General features: G+C 66.4%; 13 protein-coding genes. 7 read left to right on the top strand and 6 right to left on the bottom strand.

Annotated elements, in window-relative coordinates; all coding sequences use genetic code 11:
- Nucleotide 1: 1 nt before the first annotated feature.
- Together U5A57_RS38640 and U5A57_RS38635 are read left to right on the top strand one after the other, a co-directional pair.
- Entirely contained in the window at nt 2-1477 is a 1476-nt protein-coding gene (locus U5A57_RS38640) for a CapA family protein (RefSeq protein ID WP_321917351.1), read from the top strand.
- A complete protein-coding gene (locus U5A57_RS38635; RefSeq protein ID WP_321917350.1) occupies nt 1477-2595 on the top strand; it encodes a M14 family metallopeptidase in 1119 nt (372 codons plus the stop codon). Before U5A57_RS38640 ends, U5A57_RS38635 begins: the two co-directional genes overlap by 1 nt.
- A 201-nt stretch (nt 2596-2796) precedes the next feature.
- Here the strand turns inward: U5A57_RS38635 and U5A57_RS38630 are convergent, their stop codons facing one another.
- Nucleotides 2797-3738: a LysR family transcriptional regulator gene (locus U5A57_RS38630; RefSeq protein WP_321917348.1), complete on the bottom strand. Its 942-nt coding sequence runs from the start codon at nt 3736-3738 to the stop codon at nt 2797-2799.
- Between the two features lie 123 nt (nt 3739-3861).
- Between U5A57_RS38630 and U5A57_RS38625 the strand changes: the two genes are divergently transcribed.
- The 5 genes from U5A57_RS38625 to U5A57_RS38605 all read left to right on the top strand — a co-directional run bounded on the left by U5A57_RS38625 (nt 3862) and on the right by U5A57_RS38605 (nt 8904).
- Complete coding sequence (locus U5A57_RS38625) at nt 3862-5049, top strand: M20 aminoacylase family protein (RefSeq protein WP_321917347.1); 1188 nt, start codon at nt 3862-3864, stop codon at nt 5047-5049.
- Nucleotides 5050-5150: 101 nt separating this feature from the next.
- Complete coding sequence (locus tag U5A57_RS38620; protein WP_321917346.1) at nt 5151-6398, top strand: porin; 1248 nt, start codon at nt 5151-5153, stop codon at nt 6396-6398.
- 63 nt (nt 6399-6461) lie between these two features.
- Entirely contained in the window at nt 6462-6842 is a 381-nt protein-coding gene (locus U5A57_RS38615) for a BON domain-containing protein (protein ID WP_321917344.1), read from the top strand.
- Between the two features lie 217 nt (nt 6843-7059).
- On the top strand, nt 7060-7827 hold the full coding sequence (locus U5A57_RS38610) for a class II aldolase/adducin family protein (RefSeq protein WP_321917342.1): 768 nt from the start codon (nt 7060-7062) through the stop codon (nt 7825-7827).
- A gap of 183 nt (nt 7828-8010) precedes the next feature.
- A complete protein-coding gene (locus U5A57_RS38605; protein WP_415774711.1) occupies nt 8011-8904 on the top strand; it encodes a class I SAM-dependent methyltransferase in 894 nt (297 codons plus the stop codon).
- Between the two features lie 62 nt (nt 8905-8966).
- Here U5A57_RS38605 and U5A57_RS38600 read toward each other — a convergent pair whose 3' ends face one another.
- The 5 genes from U5A57_RS38600 to U5A57_RS38580 form a co-directional block, all read right to left on the bottom strand.
- Nucleotides 8967-9881: an ABC transporter ATP-binding protein gene (locus U5A57_RS38600; RefSeq protein ID WP_321917338.1), complete on the bottom strand. Its 915-nt coding sequence runs from the start codon at nt 9879-9881 to the stop codon at nt 8967-8969.
- Between the two features lie 77 nt (nt 9882-9958).
- Nucleotides 9959-10930, bottom strand: coding sequence for an ABC transporter permease (locus tag U5A57_RS38595; RefSeq protein WP_321917336.1), 972 nt, complete (start codon nt 10928-10930; stop codon nt 9959-9961).
- Nucleotides 10931-11011: 81 nt separating this feature from the next.
- The gene (locus U5A57_RS38590) at nt 11012-12070 is read right to left on the bottom strand and encodes an ABC transporter substrate-binding protein (protein ID WP_321917334.1); all 1059 of its coding nucleotides are present in this window, start codon (nt 12068-12070) and stop codon (nt 11012-11014) included.
- Between the two features lie 56 nt (nt 12071-12126).
- The gene (gene atzF, locus U5A57_RS38585; protein WP_321917332.1) at nt 12127-13611 is read right to left on the bottom strand and encodes an allophanate hydrolase; all 1485 of its coding nucleotides are present in this window, start codon (nt 13609-13611) and stop codon (nt 12127-12129) included.
- Complete coding sequence (locus U5A57_RS38580; protein WP_321917379.1) at nt 13602-17237, bottom strand: 5-oxoprolinase/urea amidolyase family protein; 3636 nt, start codon at nt 17235-17237, stop codon at nt 13602-13604. Before U5A57_RS38580 ends, atzF begins: the two co-directional genes overlap by 10 nt.

The following is a 17237-nucleotide window of genomic DNA, read 5'->3' as shown; positions in this document are numbered from 1 at the left end:
TATGACTCTGCACCAACGCATCAAGGCGCCCCAGCAGCGCCCCGCCTCCCTCGAGCTACAGGCCAGCTGGCGCGAAGCCGACGTGGACGACGGTTTCACCGTCGTCGCCGTGGGCGACATCATCATCACCCACGCGATCCGCGCCAAGCTCGCGCGCAAATCGCCCGAGTTGCTCGCGATCCTCTCCCGCGGCGACGCTGTCGTCGGCAACTACGAAGGTTCGGCGATCGACCTCAAAACCTTCGACGGACACCCGGAAGCGCAGTCCGGCTTCGCCTGGCTCACGAGCGACCCCGAGTGCCCGGCGGACCTCGCCTCCATCGGCTTCAACCTGATGGCGCGCGCGAACAATCACGCGCTGGACTGGGGCGTGGCGGGCATGAACATGACCGATGGCCTCCTCGACGACGCGGGCATCGTTCACGCCGGCACCGGCGCGAGCCTCGCGGCCGCGCGCGCGCCGGCGTTCCTGAACACGGACAAGGCGCGCGTGGCGCTGATTTCCTACGCCACCACCTTCGAAGGCAACGCGCCCGCCAACGACGGCCTCGGCGCCGTTGCGCCGCGCCCAGGCCTGAACCCGCTGCGCACGACCGCACACCGTCTCGTCAGCGCGGAGGATTTCGCGGTGCTCAAGCGCCTGAACGATCAGGAAGCCTTCCAGGACCACTTCCTCCTCAAGGCGCTGCACGGCCAGCACAGCGTGCACCTGGGCATGGCGCTGCACTATCGCGTCGATCCCGAAGCGGCGCCGGGGTCGCTGCGCATCGTCCACGAATGCGACAAGCGCGATCAGGCCGACATCGAACGCAACCTGCGCCAGGCCAAGCAGACCAGCGATTTCACGATCGTCGCCCAGCACACGCACGAGCCGGACAACTTCACCACCGAAGTCCCCAGCTATTTGCCGGCGCTCGCGCGCAAGCTGGTGGACGGCGGCGCCGACATGCTGTGCAGCCACGGTCCGCACCAGCTGCGCGGCATCGAAATCTACAACGGCAAGCCGCTGCTGTACTCGCTCGGCAACTTCTGCTTCATGGACAACAGCCAGCAGATCGTGCCGCGCGACGAATGGGAGGAGATCGAATGGATGGCCGCCGAGGCTATCGTCGGTCCCAAGGGCGTCACCAACCCCAAGGTCGGCACGCCTGCGGAATTCCTCGAGTGGAAGCGCGTGGTCGGCATCTTCTCCGAGCCGATCTGGTTCGAGAGTGTCGTGGCCGAATGCCGGTTCAACGCCGACGGCCGCCTCAAGGCGCTCCTGCTTCACCCGATCGAACTCGGCTTTGGCGGCCGCGACGCCGAGCGCGGCATTCCGCGCCTCGCGTTCGACACGGTGGAGAACAACGGCCAGGCGCGCCGCATCCTCGAGCGGCTGCAGACGCTTTCCAGCGAGTTCGGCACGCAAATCGAGATCGACACGGTAACGATCGGCGAACGCACGAGCAGCGTCGGCCGCGTGCGCGTGGGTGGCTGATGCGCGCGATCCTGGACCCCGGCAGTTTCTCGCTCAGCTACGCTCAGGCGCGTAAACGCTTTCTCGCCGCCTGCGCGCAAGCCGGCCTCGCGGTGCAACACCACATTCACCCCATGGTCGGCCGTGACGGCGAGGAACTTGCCATCGACGTCGCGCACATGGGCGCACCCGATGCGGCCAACCTGCTCGTGATCAGCAGCGGTTGCCACGGCATAGAGGGGTTCTGCGGCTCGGGCGTGCAGCTCGATCTGCTGCGCGACGCCGACTGGCTGCAGCGCTGCAAACGCGACGACCTGGCGGTGCTTTACATCCACGCGCTCAATCCCTATGGGTTTTCGTGGGAGCGCCGCGTGACGCACGAGAACGTCGACCTCAATCGCAATTTCCGCGACTTCGGCGCATCGTCCACTCAGAACAGCGCCTATCGCGAGATCGCTTCGCTGCTCGTGCCGCGCCGCTGTCCTCCCACGCTGGCCAGCACGCTCGGCCTGCTCGGGTATGCGCTGCGGCATGGCCGGCGCAAGCTTCAAACGGCCATTTCCGCTGGCCAGCAGGTCGACCCTCAAGGGCTCTTCTACGTGGGCGATGCGCCGACGTGGAGCCATCTGCGCATTCGCGAGATTCTGCGCGAGCATGCTCGACAGTGCCGCCGCATCGCCTGGATCGACGTGCATACCGGCCTCGGCCCGGCAGGCGTTGGCGAGCGCATTTACAAGGGACAGCAAGACGCGGCATCGATCGCGCGCGCCCGGCAATGGTGGGGCGATGTGACAAGCAGCGAGGAAGGAAACTCCAGTTCGACCGTCGTTGGCGGAACGCTGGATCTCGCCGTGATGAGCGAGTGCCCGCAGGCGGAGTACAACGGGCTCACGCTCGAATACGGCACGCTGCCCGGACGCCAGGTGCTGGAGGCCCTGCGTGCGGAGCAGTGGCTCTACCAGCATCCCGGGACCGATATCGAGCGCTCGCAGGCCATCAAGCAACGGCTGCGCGCGGCATTCTATGTCGAGACCGACGACTGGAAACGTACGGTGCTCGCCCAGGCGCGCGAGGTGCTGGACCAGAGCCTCGCGGGACTCGGCACGCCGCTGCCGCAGGCACGAGCGCAAGCGGCTTGATAAACGCGCGAGGTTGGCGGCGCGCGGGGCTGAGACCTTGCCGCCGCCGGCTTTGCGCCCCCATCTTTTCCGAACGGCCGGCAGCCCCTGCGCATAGCAGCGGGCTGCTTTCACGTCTTCACGCCTTCAAGCGCCGGACCCATCCGGCCCGCTGAACGGCGCCCTCTTTCTCGAACCGCATCGCCGTGCTCCGCTGCACGCTCAATCGGCGGATGCGAAACCGCCCGTGCGCGGTTGACCCATGCGTTGCGCGGTAACGTCGAGGATGCAGTCGACGAAGTATTCGGCGGGACGCGTAAGCTGCGCCTCGGGCGCGGAGAACAAATAGAGCTGCAACGAGGGCGGCTGCTCTTCCACCTTCAATTCAACGAACGCGCGGCCCAGTTCGGCCTCTTCGAGCGAATGGCGCGTCCACGCAAACACGGCGTCGGAGCGCACCGTGAGGCCGTAAAAAAGGCCATAGGACGTGCAACGCGTGACTCGCCGCGGCGGTTCGAGCCCGGCGCGCTCGAACATCGCGTGAATGTAGCCCGGATAGTTGTCGGTGACGTCGGTATGGATCCACTCGGCGTCCTGCAGCTGGGCCAGCGAAGAAGCCCGCGCGAACGGCCCGTTCGCGCGCGTGACGAAGACCGCATCGAACGCAAGGAGCGCCTTGACCTGTGCGCCATCCTCCCCCGGACTCACCGGATTCACGGGAAACGCCGCAAATGCCAGATCGACTGCGCGGTTGCGTAGTTGCTCGCGCAACTGGTTCAGGCCGAGCTCGACGAATTCGATCGTGACATGCGGCCAGCGCCGGCGGAATTCGACAAACGCCTCCGCAAGGCCCGCGGTGCCGGCAATGGGCGACACCCCGATCACGAGCCGGCCTTCGCGCCGCCCCTTCATGTGGGCGAGATCCTCTTCGGCGCGCTCCATCTCGCGCACGACCGTGCGTGCACGTTGCAGCAGTGCAACACCCTCCGGTGTTGGGACCACACCCCATGGATTGCGCTCGAACAGGCGCACGCCGAATTCGTCCTCCAGTTCGCGGATCGCTTTTGTGACAGCGGGTTGCGTGACATGAAGGCGGTATGCCGCGCCCTTGAGCGTGCCCGTTGCGGCGACTTCAACGAGCGCGCGAAGCTGGTGAATTTTCATGATGCGGGGGATATTACCATTGGTAATAGACATTCCAATTATTGTTTTTTTATTTCGTCCGATCGTCCTTAGGCTCTGCGTCTGAATGCCGTCGCACTGAACGGCTACGGGGGAATCGATCTCATGACGCAGCACTACGCCACCCTGCTCGCGGCCCTTCGCGAGTCGGAACCGAAGTTCATCTCGATCCGCCGCGACATCCATGCGCATCCCGAACTGGGCTTCGCGGAAACCCGCACCGCCGCCATCGTCGCGGAGCAACTCGCGCAGTGGGGCTATGAGGTCACGACGGGAATCGGCGGCACCGGCGTGGTCGGGCGGCTCAAGCGCGGCAATGCCAGCCGTGCAATCGGGCTGCGAGCCGACATGGACGCTCTGCCGATCGAGGAGGCGACCGGCCTGCCCTACGCCAGCACCGTCGCCCAGACAATGCACGCCTGCGGCCATGACGGCCACACGGCGATCCTGCTCGCCGCCGCCCATCATCTCGCGACGCAAGGACAGTTCGACGGCACGCTGAACCTGATTTTCCAGCCCGCCGAAGAAGGTCTCGGCGGCGCCACGCGCATGATCGAGGACGGCCTCTTCACGCGCTTTCCCTGCGATCAGGTGTTCGCGCTGCACAACGCGCCCGGCCTGCCGGTGGGTCAGTTCGCGGTCCGCCACGGCTGCATGATGGCCTCGTCGGACAGCGTGACGGTCACCGTCACGGGCCGCGGCGGCCACGGTGCGATGCCGCATCTCGCGAGCGATCCGGTCGTTGCGGCCGCAAGCATCGTGATGGCGCTGCAAACCATCGTCGCGCGCAACGTGGAGCCCACGCGCGCGGCCGTCGTTACCGTCGGTTCGATCGAGGGCGGCAAGGCCGGCAACGTGATACCGGAGACCGTCACGTTGCAGCTTTCCGTGCGCGCGCTCGACAGCGAGACGCGCAGCACGCTCGAAGCGCGCATTCGCAGCATTGCCGGGTTGCAGGCGCAGTCGTACGGCGTCACCGCAACGGTGGATTACCGCGCGATCTCGCGTCCGCTCGTCAACGACCGCGCGGCCACCGACCTCGCCATCGAGACCATCGAGGCGCTCGCGGGCAAGGCGGCGTTGACCATGCTGCCCGAGGCCATCATGGGCAGCGAGGACTTCTCGTGGATGGCCGAACACCTGCCGGGCTGCTACGTGCTGCTCGGCAACGGCACCGGCCAGACAGGCGGCTGCCTCGTCCACAACCCGGCTTACGACTTCAACGACGCGGCGCTCAGCTGGGGCGCGGCGTGGTTCGTCGCGCTGACCGAGCGCTATTTGCGCGCTGAATGACCCCCAACCAGTCCGGCGGCGGAACGCGAACCCGTCACTTCTCGCCGCGCGCGTGACCACCGCCACTTTTGCAGTTTCTGACCAACCCAAAGAGCCTATAAATGTCAGCAAGCAGCCTTCGGCCCCATTCCGCCGCACACAATACGGGACCCCACTCGAAACCGACGCGCTTCGCGCTCGCCGCGCGCCGCGCCGGCATGGCCGCCGCGCTTTGCGCCGCGAGCCAGGCCGCTTCGGCGCAGATGCCGTCGAACCTGTTCTTCACCGACTACTTCCAGGGCGTGCCGTACGCGAGCACGGGCGCCTATACGCCGGGCATCTCGCTCTATGGCGTCGTGGACAACGCGATCGGCTTCACGAAGGGCGCGCAGACCGCGTTCGTGCAGCAAAGCGGCGGCGAGTGGACCTCGAAGTTCGGCATGTATGGGGTCGAGGACCTCGGCGGCGGCTACCGCGTGCGCTTCGCCCTTGAAAACGGCTTCGATGCATCGAACGGGTCGCTCGGCACGTCGAACACCATGTTCAACCGTGAAGCGTGGATCGCGCTCGGCTCGGCGAAAACGGGCGAGGTGAAGTTCGGTTTGCAGGACGCCGTTGGCGTGCCGCTGTTCATCGACGTGTTCGGCGAGGTGCTGTCGGTTTCGACGGTCGCCTATCTGGCCGGCTGGACCTATGACCTCGGCCCAGGCGCCAGCTACCAGCCGCTGCACATCTCGAACGCGGTGAGCTACTCGTCGCCGTGGTATGGCCCGTTCAATGCCCAGGCGCTGATCCAGATGCACAGCGCGGACTCGACCGCGCCGACGCTGACCAACCGCTCCATCGCCGTGAACTACTTTGACGGCCATCTGTTCGGCACGGTCAGCTATTTCGGCAACTACGCGGTGAACGGGCTCAATCCGTCGCAATACGTGCGCACCGACAACATCTCGGGCGGCCTGCTGTACGACGCCGGTCACTACGTGCTTTCCGCGGGCTACAGCTTCCTCGCGCCGCGTCTTGAAGGCGACCGTGTGTCGTCGACCTATACGCTCGGCGCCATCTACCGCTACCTGAAGCGCAACGACTTCCGCGCCGAAGTGGTGTATCGCACCGTTGGCGGCTGGGTCGACCACTCGTACGGCGTGACGCTCGGCTACGACTACAACCTCTCCAAGCGCACGGCGCTCTATGTGCGCGGCTCGGTGATCCACAATATCGGCACCGCGCCCACCTATAGCCACTATCCGTATCCGTACACGCAGCAGCCTACGCTCGACAACGTGAGCAACGCCTATTCGACCTCGAACGGAACGCAGTTCTACAAGACGCCGCACGTCGTGCTGATCGGCATGTATCACAAGTTCTAAGCGTGCTCGCGCACGACGATTCGAGCACCACGACACATGATCCATTGACTGGGGAGAAACGACATGACGATTCGCCATTCCGTGCGGCTTGCCGCCGCCCTGCTGTTCGCCGTTTGCGCGAGTGTGCATGCGCAAGGCGGCAGCGCCGCCTCGAGCGCTTCCGCCGCGACAGCGTCGCCCGTTGCGGCCGCGTCCGCGCCAACCGACAAGCAGCTCGCTGCAAACGTGCGCCAGGCGCTGCGCGCCGCGCGCAAGCAGGGACTGAAGTCGACCTATATCCGCGTGCGCGCGCATGACGGCGTTGTCACGCTGAGCGGCGTGGTCGCGAGCGAGAATCAGATCTCGCTCGCCACTTCGGTGGCGCAAGGCGTGAGCGGCGTGCGCACCGTGAACAGCAAGATCGAAGTCCGCGGCAGCGCGGGCGCGCCCATGGGCAACCAGTAAGCGCCTCGATGCGCGGCGCATGGCGCCGCGCATCGTTTCAGGCATTGAGCATTTCAGCGCTTCAGAGCATGAGCGGCTTGTCGACTAGCCGACAGTTGCTGCGCCCGATTTGAGCGATCATTCGTCTACGCCTGCGCTGCGTGCCGTGCCCGGACAAGATGTACGGCCATGGGGCGTCACCGAAGCTGTTCAGACCGATTGATTGAGGAGACTCGATATGGCCGCATCTGATCTCAGCCTGAAGCATGCCGTAACCGCCGCCGAGTGGGACGCGCGCGTCAATCTCGCGGCGGCGTACCGTTTGACCGCGCTGTTCGGATGGGACGACCTCGTGTTTACCCATATCTCCGCGCGCGTACCCGGACCCGAGCACCATTTCCTGATCAACCCATACGGGATGATGTTCGACGAGATCACCGCGTCTTCGCTCGTCAAGATCGACCTGGCAGGCCGCAAGGTGTCCGACTCGCCGTACGACATCAATCCGGCCGGCTTCACGATTCACAGCGCAGTGCACGAGGCGCGCGACGACGCGCTGTGCGTGATGCACACGCATTCGGTCAACGGCGTGGCCGTATCGGCCCAGGAAGCGGGACTGCTGCCCCTCTCCCAACAGTCGCTTGGCGTGCTCGCCTCGCTCGGCTATCACGACTACGAAGGCATCGCCCTCAACGAAGAGGAGAAGCCCCGGCTGGTGCGCGACCTCGGCAACAACACCAATCTGATGCTGCGCAACCACGGCCTCCTGACCGTTGGCGCTACGCCGGCGGACGCGTTCGTCGCGATGTACTTCTTCGAAGCGGCGTGCATGATTCAGGTCCGCGCACAGGCGGGGGGCTCGAAGCTTCGGCCGATCGCCCAGCCGATTCTCGACGGCATCCGGCAGCAGATCGCCACCGTGACGCGGGGTGTCAGCCCGGGCGCGCTCGCCTGGCCCGGGCTGCTTCGCCGGCTCGACCGGCACAATCCCGGATACGCGGCATAGTGCCCATGAGCCGGGGGCGGGCGCATCGTCACACGAATGCGTGAGGCCCTCACGACGATGGCGCGAGGCGTGCAAGACACCACGGCAACGATGCTAAACATTGGCTCGGCCAAACCGGCTGGCCAGCGCAGGCGCACGTATCCGGGTATCGTGTGGACTATCCACAACCTGCACCCCTCGCCCATGATTCCGGTCCAACGTCATCGAGTGTTCACACGTCTTGCGCTAAAACGCACTGCGGCCATTGCCACAGCGTCTCTCGCGCTCTTCGCAGCCGGATGTGCGACGTCCAGCCAGCAGGCCGGACACGGCGCACAGACGCAAGCTGCGGCCGCCACTTCACTCGATGCCGCGATCGCCGGTCCCCAGCGTAGCGAGCGGGCCAAAGCGCGCGACGTCTATCGACATCCGAAGGAGACGCTGCAGTTCTTCGGCGTCGAGCCCACGCAAACGGTGCTCGAAATCGCACCGGGCGGCGGCTGGTACACGGACATCCTGGCGCCGTGGCTGCACGCTGGCGGGCATCTCTACGAGGCGCAATATGTCAGCACGTCGGCGGAACTGGCCGCCGAAGACCGCGACACCGACGCCGCCTTCCTGCGCAAGCTCGCAGCAGCCCCGGCGCTTTATGGCAACGTCAAGGTCGGCACCTTGCGCGCAGGCGAATTCACGGGCTTCGAGGCGCAAGGCCAGTTCGACGAGGTGCTCACGTTCCGCAACATCCACAACTGGATCAAGGACGGCCAGATCGACGACAACCTGCGCGCGTTCTATGTCGCACTGAAACCCGGCGGCGTGCTTGGCGTCGAGGAGCATCGCGCGCGGCGAGGCACGACCGTGCAGCAGATGATCGATACCGGCTACGTGACCGAAGCGTACGTGATCGAGCATGCGCAGAGCGCGGGCTTCGTGCTGGCCGCACGCAGCGAGATCAACGCGAATCCGAAGGACACCAAGGATTATCCGCACGGCGTCTGGTCGCTGCCGCCCACCTACGAGGGCGGCGACGCGGACCGCGCGCGCTATGCCGAGATCGGCGAATCGGATCGCATGACGCTGAGGTTCATCAAGCCATAACGCGCTTGCCGAGCGCCGACGCTGCACGCGGCTTCAGGCATGCATGCCTGCACCGGCACGGCTCACTCCACCGTGTCGTTCACGTCGGTCAAGCGAATCATGTGCGGGCGCACGCGGGCCTCGTCCTCGGGTTCCTCCTGCGCCGGCGGATGAATCAGCGCGTCGAGGCGCGCGCGCGTGGCGAGGAACTCCGGCGTGTTGAACTGCGCGTAGCCGCGCGGACGCGGCACCGGCACCTCGATCAACTCCTGCACCTGCCCCGGATGCGCCTTCAGCACGAGGATACGGTCCGCCAGGTAGATCGCTTCGTCGAGGTCGTGCGTGATGAAGAAAATCGTAATGTCGACGTTGCGCCAGATATCGAGCAAATGCGCCTGCATCTTCGCGCGCGTTTGCGCGTCGAGCGCGCCGAATGGTTCGTCCATCAACAGGATGCCGGGCCGATTCGCGAGCGCGCGTGCAATCGCCACGCGCTGCTTCATGCCGCCGGAAAGCTGGTGCGGATACGCGTTGGCGAACGGCTCCAGCCCGACGAGGTCGAGCCATTGCAGCGCCTCGCGCTCGGCTTGGGCCTTGCCCTGCCCATTCATACGCAATCCGAACATCACGTTCTTCTTCACCGTGAGCCACGGAAAAAGCGTATAGCCCTGAAACACCATGCCGCGGTCGGCGCCTGGGCCGCTCACTGTCTTGCCGTTCACGCGGACCTCGCCCGATGTTTGCGCTTCGAGGCCCGCGAGAATCCGGATCAGCGTGGACTTGCCGCAGCCCGAAGGCCCGATCACGCACACGAACTCGCGCCGGTGCGTGGTGAAGCTCACATCGGCGAGCGCCGTGTGCTCGCCCTGCGGCGTGACGAACCGCTTCGTGAGATTGCGCACTTCCAGGATCGGCTCGCGCGCTTTCAGTTTTTCGAAGCGCGCGCGCACCGCCTCGGACTGAAGGAGATAGTCGGGAACGGTTTGCGGATTGAACATGATGCGGTCCTTGATGATCCAGAATGCGTTTCGAAATGCGTGTCGTTGCGCACACATGCAGGCGATTGCGCCGCGCGTCAGGCCTTGAGCGTGCGATCCCACGGAAACAGCTTGCGGCCGAGGAATGCCAGCACGAGATCGGTGCCGAGGCCAATGATGCCGATCATCATGATCGCCGCGTAGACGTTGTCGAAGTGCTGATAACGCGCCTGCTGCGTGATGTACCACGTGATGCCCGAGCTCGTGCCAACGAGTTCCGCGACGATCAGGTAGGTCCACGCCCAGCCGAGCAAAATGCGCTGGTCGCGATAGAGATCGGGGAGAATGCCGGGCACCACAACGTGCGTGAGCAGTTTCAGCCGCGTGGTGCCGAGCGTCATCGCCGCTTCGAGCAGGCCATATTCGAGCTTGCGCGTGGTGTTGGCGATGATGAGCACCTGCTGGAACAGCGTACCGATCACGATAATGGCGATCTTCGGCGCGTCGTAAATCCCGAGCACGGCCACCATCAGCGCGCCGAACGCGGGCGCCGGCAAATAGCGGAAGAACTCGAAGAACGGCTCCTGCAGCCGTGCGAGCACGCTATAGGTGCCGCACACAATGCCGAGCGGCACGCCAATCAGCGACGAGAACACAAAGCCCCAGAAGATGATCTGCACGCTGTGCCAGAGGCTCTGATGCAGCCACACGCCGTCCTGAGCGACGGGCGGTGTCGTGAACGCGGTATAGAACGCGCGCAGCACTTCGTGCGGCGCGGGCAGATACACCGGGTTCGCGGGCATGCCCTCCGGCAGCGCGGCGTGGGTTTCGCGCGCATGGTTGAGTTCGTCGGCGAACACGGCCTTGTCGACACGCATGCCGGGCTGGAAATAGTCCACGCTGCCCGGCTGCGTGATCAACACTTGCGGATGCCAGACGAACGGCACATAGCTCACGAGACACCACACGAGCACCGGCAACAGAAACGAGCCGATGCCCAACATCCACTTGCCGCGCGGCGAAAGCTCGCGGCGTACGGCAAACCATCCGGTCTGGCTGATTTCGGCCATGATGTTCTCCTTGACGTTCTGCTGCCAGGGCCTGTTCACGCTGATTTCACGTCGAGAACAGGCCCTGTATGACTCGCTGCCTTACTTCAGTGCGCTCGTGAGGGAGGGGTCCACATACGTGTTCACGTCCTGCGAGGTCTTGTAGACCTGGTACTTCACGTTGAACGCGTCGGCGACATGGCTCGATCCGTAGAGCGAGCCAAATCCGTCGGCTTTCACGTAGGCGTGTTGCGCCTCGGGCAGCGTGAGCAGCTTCGTGCCCTTGAGCAGCGGCAGATACTGCGCCGGCGTGAGGCCCACGCGCGCGGCCATGATCTTGACGGCGTCGGGCTGCGTGGCCGGGTCGTCGATGTACTTCACCACGCGGTACCAGACCTTAGCGAGCTTTTCGTAGTCGGCCTTGTGCGCGGCGAGGCTCACAGGGTTCACGGCAAGCACGTCGTAGATGAGGCCCGGCTCGTCGGCGGAGGTGAACACGGGCCGCGCACCCGGCACCGCGCGCTGCGCTTCGCCCGCGTTCGGCTGCCATGCTGCAATGGCCGAGACGTCGGAAGAAGCCAGCACTTGCGGCGTTTCGTTGGTCTTCGCGTTCACGAGCGTGACTTCGCCCTCCTTCATCCCTGCACGCTGGAGCGCGTCGAGCAACAGCAGGTGATCGACCACGCCGAACTCCACGCCGATCTTCTTGCCCTTGAGGTCCTGGATCTTGCGTGCGGGCGGCTTGGCGATGACCATGTCGTTGCCGTTCGAGTAGTCGGTGATGAGCGCCATCACGTTCTTCGCGCCGTTCGCGCCCATCGTGAGCGCATCGCCGTTGGTGACGAGCACGGCGTCGAGTTTGTTGGCCGCGAAGGCGTCCATCGAGGCCGCGTAGTCGAACCAGTCGAACTTCACGTCGAGGCCGGCTTCCTTGAACCAGCCTTTGTCGATGGCCACCTGCCACGCCACCCAGCCCGGCCAGTCGCTGTAGCCGATGCGCAGCGGCGCGGCAGCCGCGGCCTGTACGCCGGCCGCGAACAGGCCCGTGGCCAGTGTGAGCGCGCTGGCGGCGCGCAGCGCCCAACGGCGCAGCGGTGCGGCAGATGTTGCGTGGCGTGCGTTGTCTGCGTGGGTTGCGAACGGAACGTGCGTCATCTTCATGGCGAATCTCCAGGAGTGAAAGTGCAACGGTTTTCTTGACGTAGTGGCGTGGGGTTTCATGCTTCGGCGCTCCCGCTTGCGCTATGCGACCCTGCCTCGGCCAGCGCCGCGCGACACGCGTGCGAGCCGCCCTGAGCGCTGATGCCGGGGGCGTGCGCCAGCGCGGCGCGCTCGCCCAGCCACGCGCGGGCCAGGTCGAGCAGGTACGCGTCGTCGTGTGCGCGCGCAACGAACGTGATGCCGAATGGTTTGCCCGTGTGCGGACCGCTTGCGCACACGCCCGCTGGCACGGCGAGCGCGCTCAAGTCGAGCAGGTTCACGAAGTTGGTGTAGTAGCCGAAGCGCGCATTCACGCCGATGGGGTCCGCTTCGAGTTCGGCGATTGTGGATGTGGTGGGTGAAGTCGGCGTGACGAGCGCGTCGATCCGCGGCCACACGCGCTCGCTTTCCATGCGCAGCGCCGCGAGACGGTCGAACGCCGCGAAGGTGTCGGCCGCGCTCCAGCGCATTGCACCGCCCACGATCTCGCGCGTGACAGCATGCAGCGCTTCGGGCTGCGCCTCGAAGAACGGCCGGATGGCGGCAAGGCGCTCGGCCACGAACGGGCCTTCGTAGAGCAGCCGCGCCGTGGCGAGGAACGGCTCGAAATCGATCTCCACGAGTTCGGCGCCGGCCGCGCGCAGCTTCGCGAGCGCCGCGTCGAACGCCGCCGCATAGGAAGCGTCGCCATAGAAGCTCAACTGTGCCGCACGCGGCACGCCGAAGCGCACGCCGGCAAGTGTTGCGCGCTCGCGACCGGTTGGCTGCCAGGCGCGTGCATACGGGTCGTCCTCGGTTACGCCGCGCGCGCACTCGAACACGCGCTGCGCGTCGTTCGCCGAGTGCGCGAAGATCGAAACGCAATCGAGCGAGCGGCACGCGGGCACCACGCCCTGCGTGCTCAGCACGCCCTTGGTCGGCTTGAGACCCACGAGACCATGAAACGCCGCCGGCACGCGGCCCGAGCCCGCCGTGTCGGTACCCAGCGAGAACGCGGCGAGGCCGAGCGCCACGGCCACGGCCGAGCCCGAACTGGAACCGCCCGAGGCGTACTCCGGGTCCAGCGCATTTCGGCACGCGCCATAGGGCGAGCGCTGGCCCGAGAGGCCCGTGGCAAACTGGTCGAGGTTGGTCTTGCCCACGGGAATCGCGCCCGCCGCGATCAGGCGCTCGACCACGGGCGCGCTGCGCTCCGGCATATACGCATAAGCGGGGCAACCGGCCGTGGTCGGCACGCCCGCGAGGTCGATGTTGTCCTTGATCGCGAACGGCACGCCGTAGAGCGGCAGCGTGGCGGGATCGCGTTGCGACAGCGCGTCGGCGTAACGCATCATCTCGTCGCGCGTGAGCGCACGTATCCATACGCGATGCGGATCGTCGCCGCCGGTGCGCGCGGCAATGCGTTCGACGAGTTGCGCCGGCGTGAGGCTGCCGTCCAGGTAGCGCGCGCGCAGCGCCGCGAGGGTCATGGGCAGGTCGTCGTTATGCGGATTCATTGGCATGCGGCCTCCTCGCCGCTCACGGCGGTTGCGTGTGCGGGATCGCCCGATGTTTCGGACGCCACACGGATCACCATCAAACGCTGCCCCGCCACCACGGCGTCGCCGGCCGCGCAATCCAGCGCGTCGATCACGCCGGCCGCGCTTGCGGTCACGGTCACTTCCATCTTCATCGATTCGAGGATGGCCAGGTCCTGGCCCTCTTCGACGCGCTCGCCCGCGGCGACGAGCAGCTTCCACACGCTGCCCGATACGTCGGCGCCAATTGCGCGGCAGTCGTCGGCCAGGGCTTCGGCGGCGCGTGCGGCGCCGGCTGCTTCGTCTGCTGCGCCTTCGGCGACGTACTCGGCCTGACCCGCTTCGCGCCAGCGCTCGCGTTCGGCCTCGAACGAGGCTTGCTGCGTGGTCTTGAACGCGGCGATCGAGGCCGCCTCGTCGTGCAGGAAGCGCTCGTACTCGCCGAGGTCGAACACCGATTCCTCGATGCGCAGGCTGCGCCGCCCCGCGAGAAACTCGCTGCGCCACTCCGCGAGTTCGGCCTCGCTCACCTCGAAGAAGCGGATTTCGTCGAAGAAGCGCAGCAGCCACGGCTTGCCCGGCGCGAACTCGGTTGTCGTGCGATAGCGGTTCCACATCTGCACGGTGCGGCCCACGAACTGATAGCCGCCGGGGCCCTCCATGCCGTACACGCACATGTACGCGCCGCCAATGCCCACGGCGTTCTCGGGCGTCCACGTGCGCGCCGGGTTGTACTTGGTGGTGACGAGCCGGTGACGCGGATCGACGGGCGTCGCCACAGGTGCGCCGAGATAGACGTCGCCGAGGCCGAGCACGAGGTAGCGCGCGTCGAACACGATGCGCTTCACGTCGTCGATGCTCGCAAGACCGTTGATACGGCGAATGAACTCGATATTGCTCGGACACCACGGGGCGTCGGGACGCACGGACTGCATGTAGCGCTCGATGGCCACGCGGGTGGACGGGTCGTCCCACGAGAGCGGCAGGTGCACGACGCGATTCGGCACGCGCATGGCATCGACGGCTGGCAGCATTGCTTCGGCATCCTGCAGATGCGCGATCAGCGTGTCGAGCGTGAGCACGGCGGGGTCGAAATGCACCTGCAGCGAACGGATGCCCGGCGTGAGATCGACGATACCGGGCAGGCGGTGCGTTTCGAGCCAGTTCGTCAGCGCATGCACCCGGAAGCGCAGCTTCAGGTCGAGCACGGAAGGGCCGTATTCGATCAGCAGATTGCGGTCGCCCGAGCGGCGATAGACCACGCCCTCGCCCTCGCCCGCCTGTTCGTCACGATAGAGCACGCATTCGTGCGCGTTCCCCTTCACGGCGGCAACGGCGGCAGGCGCAGCAGGCACGAACCGAACCGTATCGCCGGGGCGCAGTTGCCCGAGCTTCCACAGTTCCTCGCCGATCACCGTGACCGGGCACACGAAGCCGCCCAGGCTAGGGCCGTCCGGGCCGAGAATCACCGGCATGTCGCCCGTGAAGTCCACGGCGCCGATCGCATAGGCGTTGTCGTGGATGTTGGAGGGATGCAGGCCGGCCTCGCCGCCGTCCGCACGCGCCCACTGCGGCTTCGGGCCGATCAGGCGCACCCCTGTGCGGCTGGAGTTGTAGTGCACGGTCCAGCGCGCTTCGTAGAGCATCGCAATGTCGTCGCGCGTGAGGAAGTCGGGTGCGCCGTGCGGGCCGTCGAGCACCGCCAGCTCCCACTCGTGCGTGAGCGCCGGCACGCGCTGCGCCGCGAGCCGTGCGCCCACTTCGGTCGCCGCGCCCCTGCCTGCCCCTGGGGCGAGATGGAGCACATCGCCCTTGCGCAGCGCGCGGCCCGCGTGGCCGCCGAACTGGCCGAGCGTGAAGGTCGCCTTGCTGCCGAGATAGTCGGGCACCTGCAAGCCGCCCTTCACCGCGAGGCATGCGCGCACACCCGCGCCCGTCACGCCGCCGAGCTTGAGCACCATGCCCGCGCCCGCGCGCACCACCTGCCAGTACGGCACCGGCTCACGGTCCAGCGTGGCCGCAAGGGGCGCGCCGCCCAGCACGAACAGCGTTTCCGTGTTGAAGCGCAGCGTCGCGCCCACCATCGTGAACTCGAGCCCCGCTGCGTCGGGCGCGTTGCCGAGCAGTTCGTTGGCCAGGTTGAACGAGCGGTCGTCCATCGGGCCGGAGGGCGGCACGCCCACGTCCCAGTAGCCGAGGCGGCCCGGCGTCTGCTGCACGGTGGTTTGCACGCCGCCGTCGAGCACGTCGATCGTGTGCGGCGCGAACAGAAAGCGGCCGAGAAAGCCCGTGGTCTGCTCGCCCGCCACGAACGTTGCGCACCCAACGATCGCGCGCAGATAGTCGAGGTTTGTTTCGATGCCGTAAAGCTGCGTGTGCGCGAGCGCGTCGCCGAGTTTCGCGAGCGCCGCGTCGCGCGTTGCGCCGGTGGCGATGATCTTCGCGAGCAGCGGATCGTAGAACGCGCTGACTTCGGTGCCCGCGTCGATCCACGTGTCCACGCGCGCTCCGGCGGGAAACGCTACGTGCGTGAGCAGGCCCGAACTCGGCTGGAACTGGCGGTTCGGATCTTCGGCGTAGACGCGCACCTGGATGCTCGCCGCGCGCGGGGCGAGCGTATCGGCGGGTGCGAGCGCGTCGAGCGGCGCAAGCGTGCCTTCGGCCTGGCGGATCATCCATTCCACGAGGTCGATGCCGTACACCTCTTCCGTCACGCCGTGCTCCACCTGAAGCCGCGTGTTCACTTCGAGGAAATAGAACGCGCGGGTTTGCGTGTCGAACACGAACTCCACCGTGCCCGCGCTCGCATAGCTCACCGCTTTCGCGAGGCGCACGGCCGTGGCGTGCAATGCGCGGCGTTCGTCGTCGGTCAGGCCCGGTGCGGGCGTTTCCTCGATCACCTTCTGGTTGCGCCGCTGCACCGAGCAGTCGCGCTCGCCGAGCGAGATCACGCTGCCCCGGCCGTCGCCGAACACCTGCACTTCGATATGGCGCGCATGCTCGACGAACTTTTCCAGGTACACGCCCGCGTTAGCGAAGTTGCTTTCGCCAAGCCGCACAACCGAGGCGAATGCGGCTTCGAGCTGCGCGGCGTCGCGGCACAGCGACATGCCGATACCGCCGCCGCCCGCCGTGCTCTTGAGCATTACGGGGTAGCCAAGCGTGAGCGCTGCTTCGAGCGCCGCCGCCACGTCGGGCAGCAGACCCGTGCCAGGCAGCAGCGCGACTTCGTTGGCACGCGCGATGTCGCGTGCCGTGTGCTTGAGGCCGAAGGCCGTCATCTGCTCGGCGCGCGGGCCGATGAAGGCGATGCCTGCTCGCTCGCAAGCCCCCGCGAACGCGGCGTTCTCGGAGAGAAAGCCATAGCCCGGATGCACGGCCTGGGCGCCGGTGCGTTGCGCCGCCGCGAGAATGGCCTCGGCGTTCAGATAGCTCTGCGCAACGGGCGCAGGCCCGATGCAGATAGCTTCATCCGCGAGCATGACGTGCATGGCGTGGCGATCCGCTTCGGAATACACGGCGACGGATGCGATGCCCAAACGCTTGAGCGTGCGGATCACACGGCACGCAATCTCGCCGCGGTTGGCAATGAGAACCTTGTCGAACGCCAT

The organism is Paraburkholderia sp. J11-2, from assembly GCF_905220185.1.
Classification (GTDB): domain Bacteria; phylum Pseudomonadota; class Gammaproteobacteria; order Burkholderiales; family Burkholderiaceae; genus Paraburkholderia.
Note: the sequence above shows the minus strand (reverse complement) of the source record. Positions and strands in the feature narration are given on the sequence as shown.

Excerpts from the sequence above, each read along its gene's own strand:
- U5A57_RS38635 (WP_321917350.1), top strand. The coding sequence starts at position 1,477 with ATGCGCGCGATCCTGGACCCCGGCAGTTTCTCGCTCAGCTACGCTCAG.
- U5A57_RS38640 (WP_321917351.1), top strand. The coding sequence starts at position 2 with ATGACTCTGCACCAACGCATCAAGGCGCCCCAGCAGCGCCCCGCCTCC.
- U5A57_RS38625 (WP_321917347.1), top strand. The coding sequence starts at position 3,862 with ATGACGCAGCACTACGCCACCCTGCTCGCGGCCCTTCGCGAGTCGGAA.
- U5A57_RS38620 (WP_321917346.1), top strand. The coding sequence starts at position 5,151 with ATGTCAGCAAGCAGCCTTCGGCCCCATTCCGCCGCACACAATACGGGA.
- U5A57_RS38610 (WP_321917342.1), top strand. The coding sequence starts at position 7,060 with ATGGCCGCATCTGATCTCAGCCTGAAGCATGCCGTAACCGCCGCCGAG.
- U5A57_RS38605 (WP_415774711.1), top strand. The coding sequence starts at position 8,011 with ATGATTCCGGTCCAACGTCATCGAGTGTTCACACGTCTTGCGCTAAAA.
- U5A57_RS38630 (WP_321917348.1), bottom strand. The coding sequence starts at position 3,738 with ATGAAAATTCACCAGCTTCGCGCGCTCGTTGAAGTCGCCGCAACGGGC.
- U5A57_RS38615 (WP_321917344.1), top strand. The coding sequence starts at position 6,462 with ATGACGATTCGCCATTCCGTGCGGCTTGCCGCCGCCCTGCTGTTCGCC.
- U5A57_RS38580 (WP_321917379.1), bottom strand. The coding sequence starts at position 17,237 with ATGGCGTTCGACAAGGTTCTCATTGCCAACCGCGGCGAGATTGCGTGC.
- U5A57_RS38590 (WP_321917334.1), bottom strand. The coding sequence starts at position 12,070 with ATGAAGATGACGCACGTTCCGTTCGCAACCCACGCAGACAACGCACGC.
- atzF (WP_321917332.1), bottom strand. The coding sequence starts at position 13,611 with ATGCCAATGAATCCGCATAACGACGACCTGCCCATGACCCTCGCGGCG.
- U5A57_RS38595 (WP_321917336.1), bottom strand. The coding sequence starts at position 10,930 with ATGGCCGAAATCAGCCAGACCGGATGGTTTGCCGTACGCCGCGAGCTT.
- U5A57_RS38600 (WP_321917338.1), bottom strand. The coding sequence starts at position 9,881 with ATGTTCAATCCGCAAACCGTTCCCGACTATCTCCTTCAGTCCGAGGCG.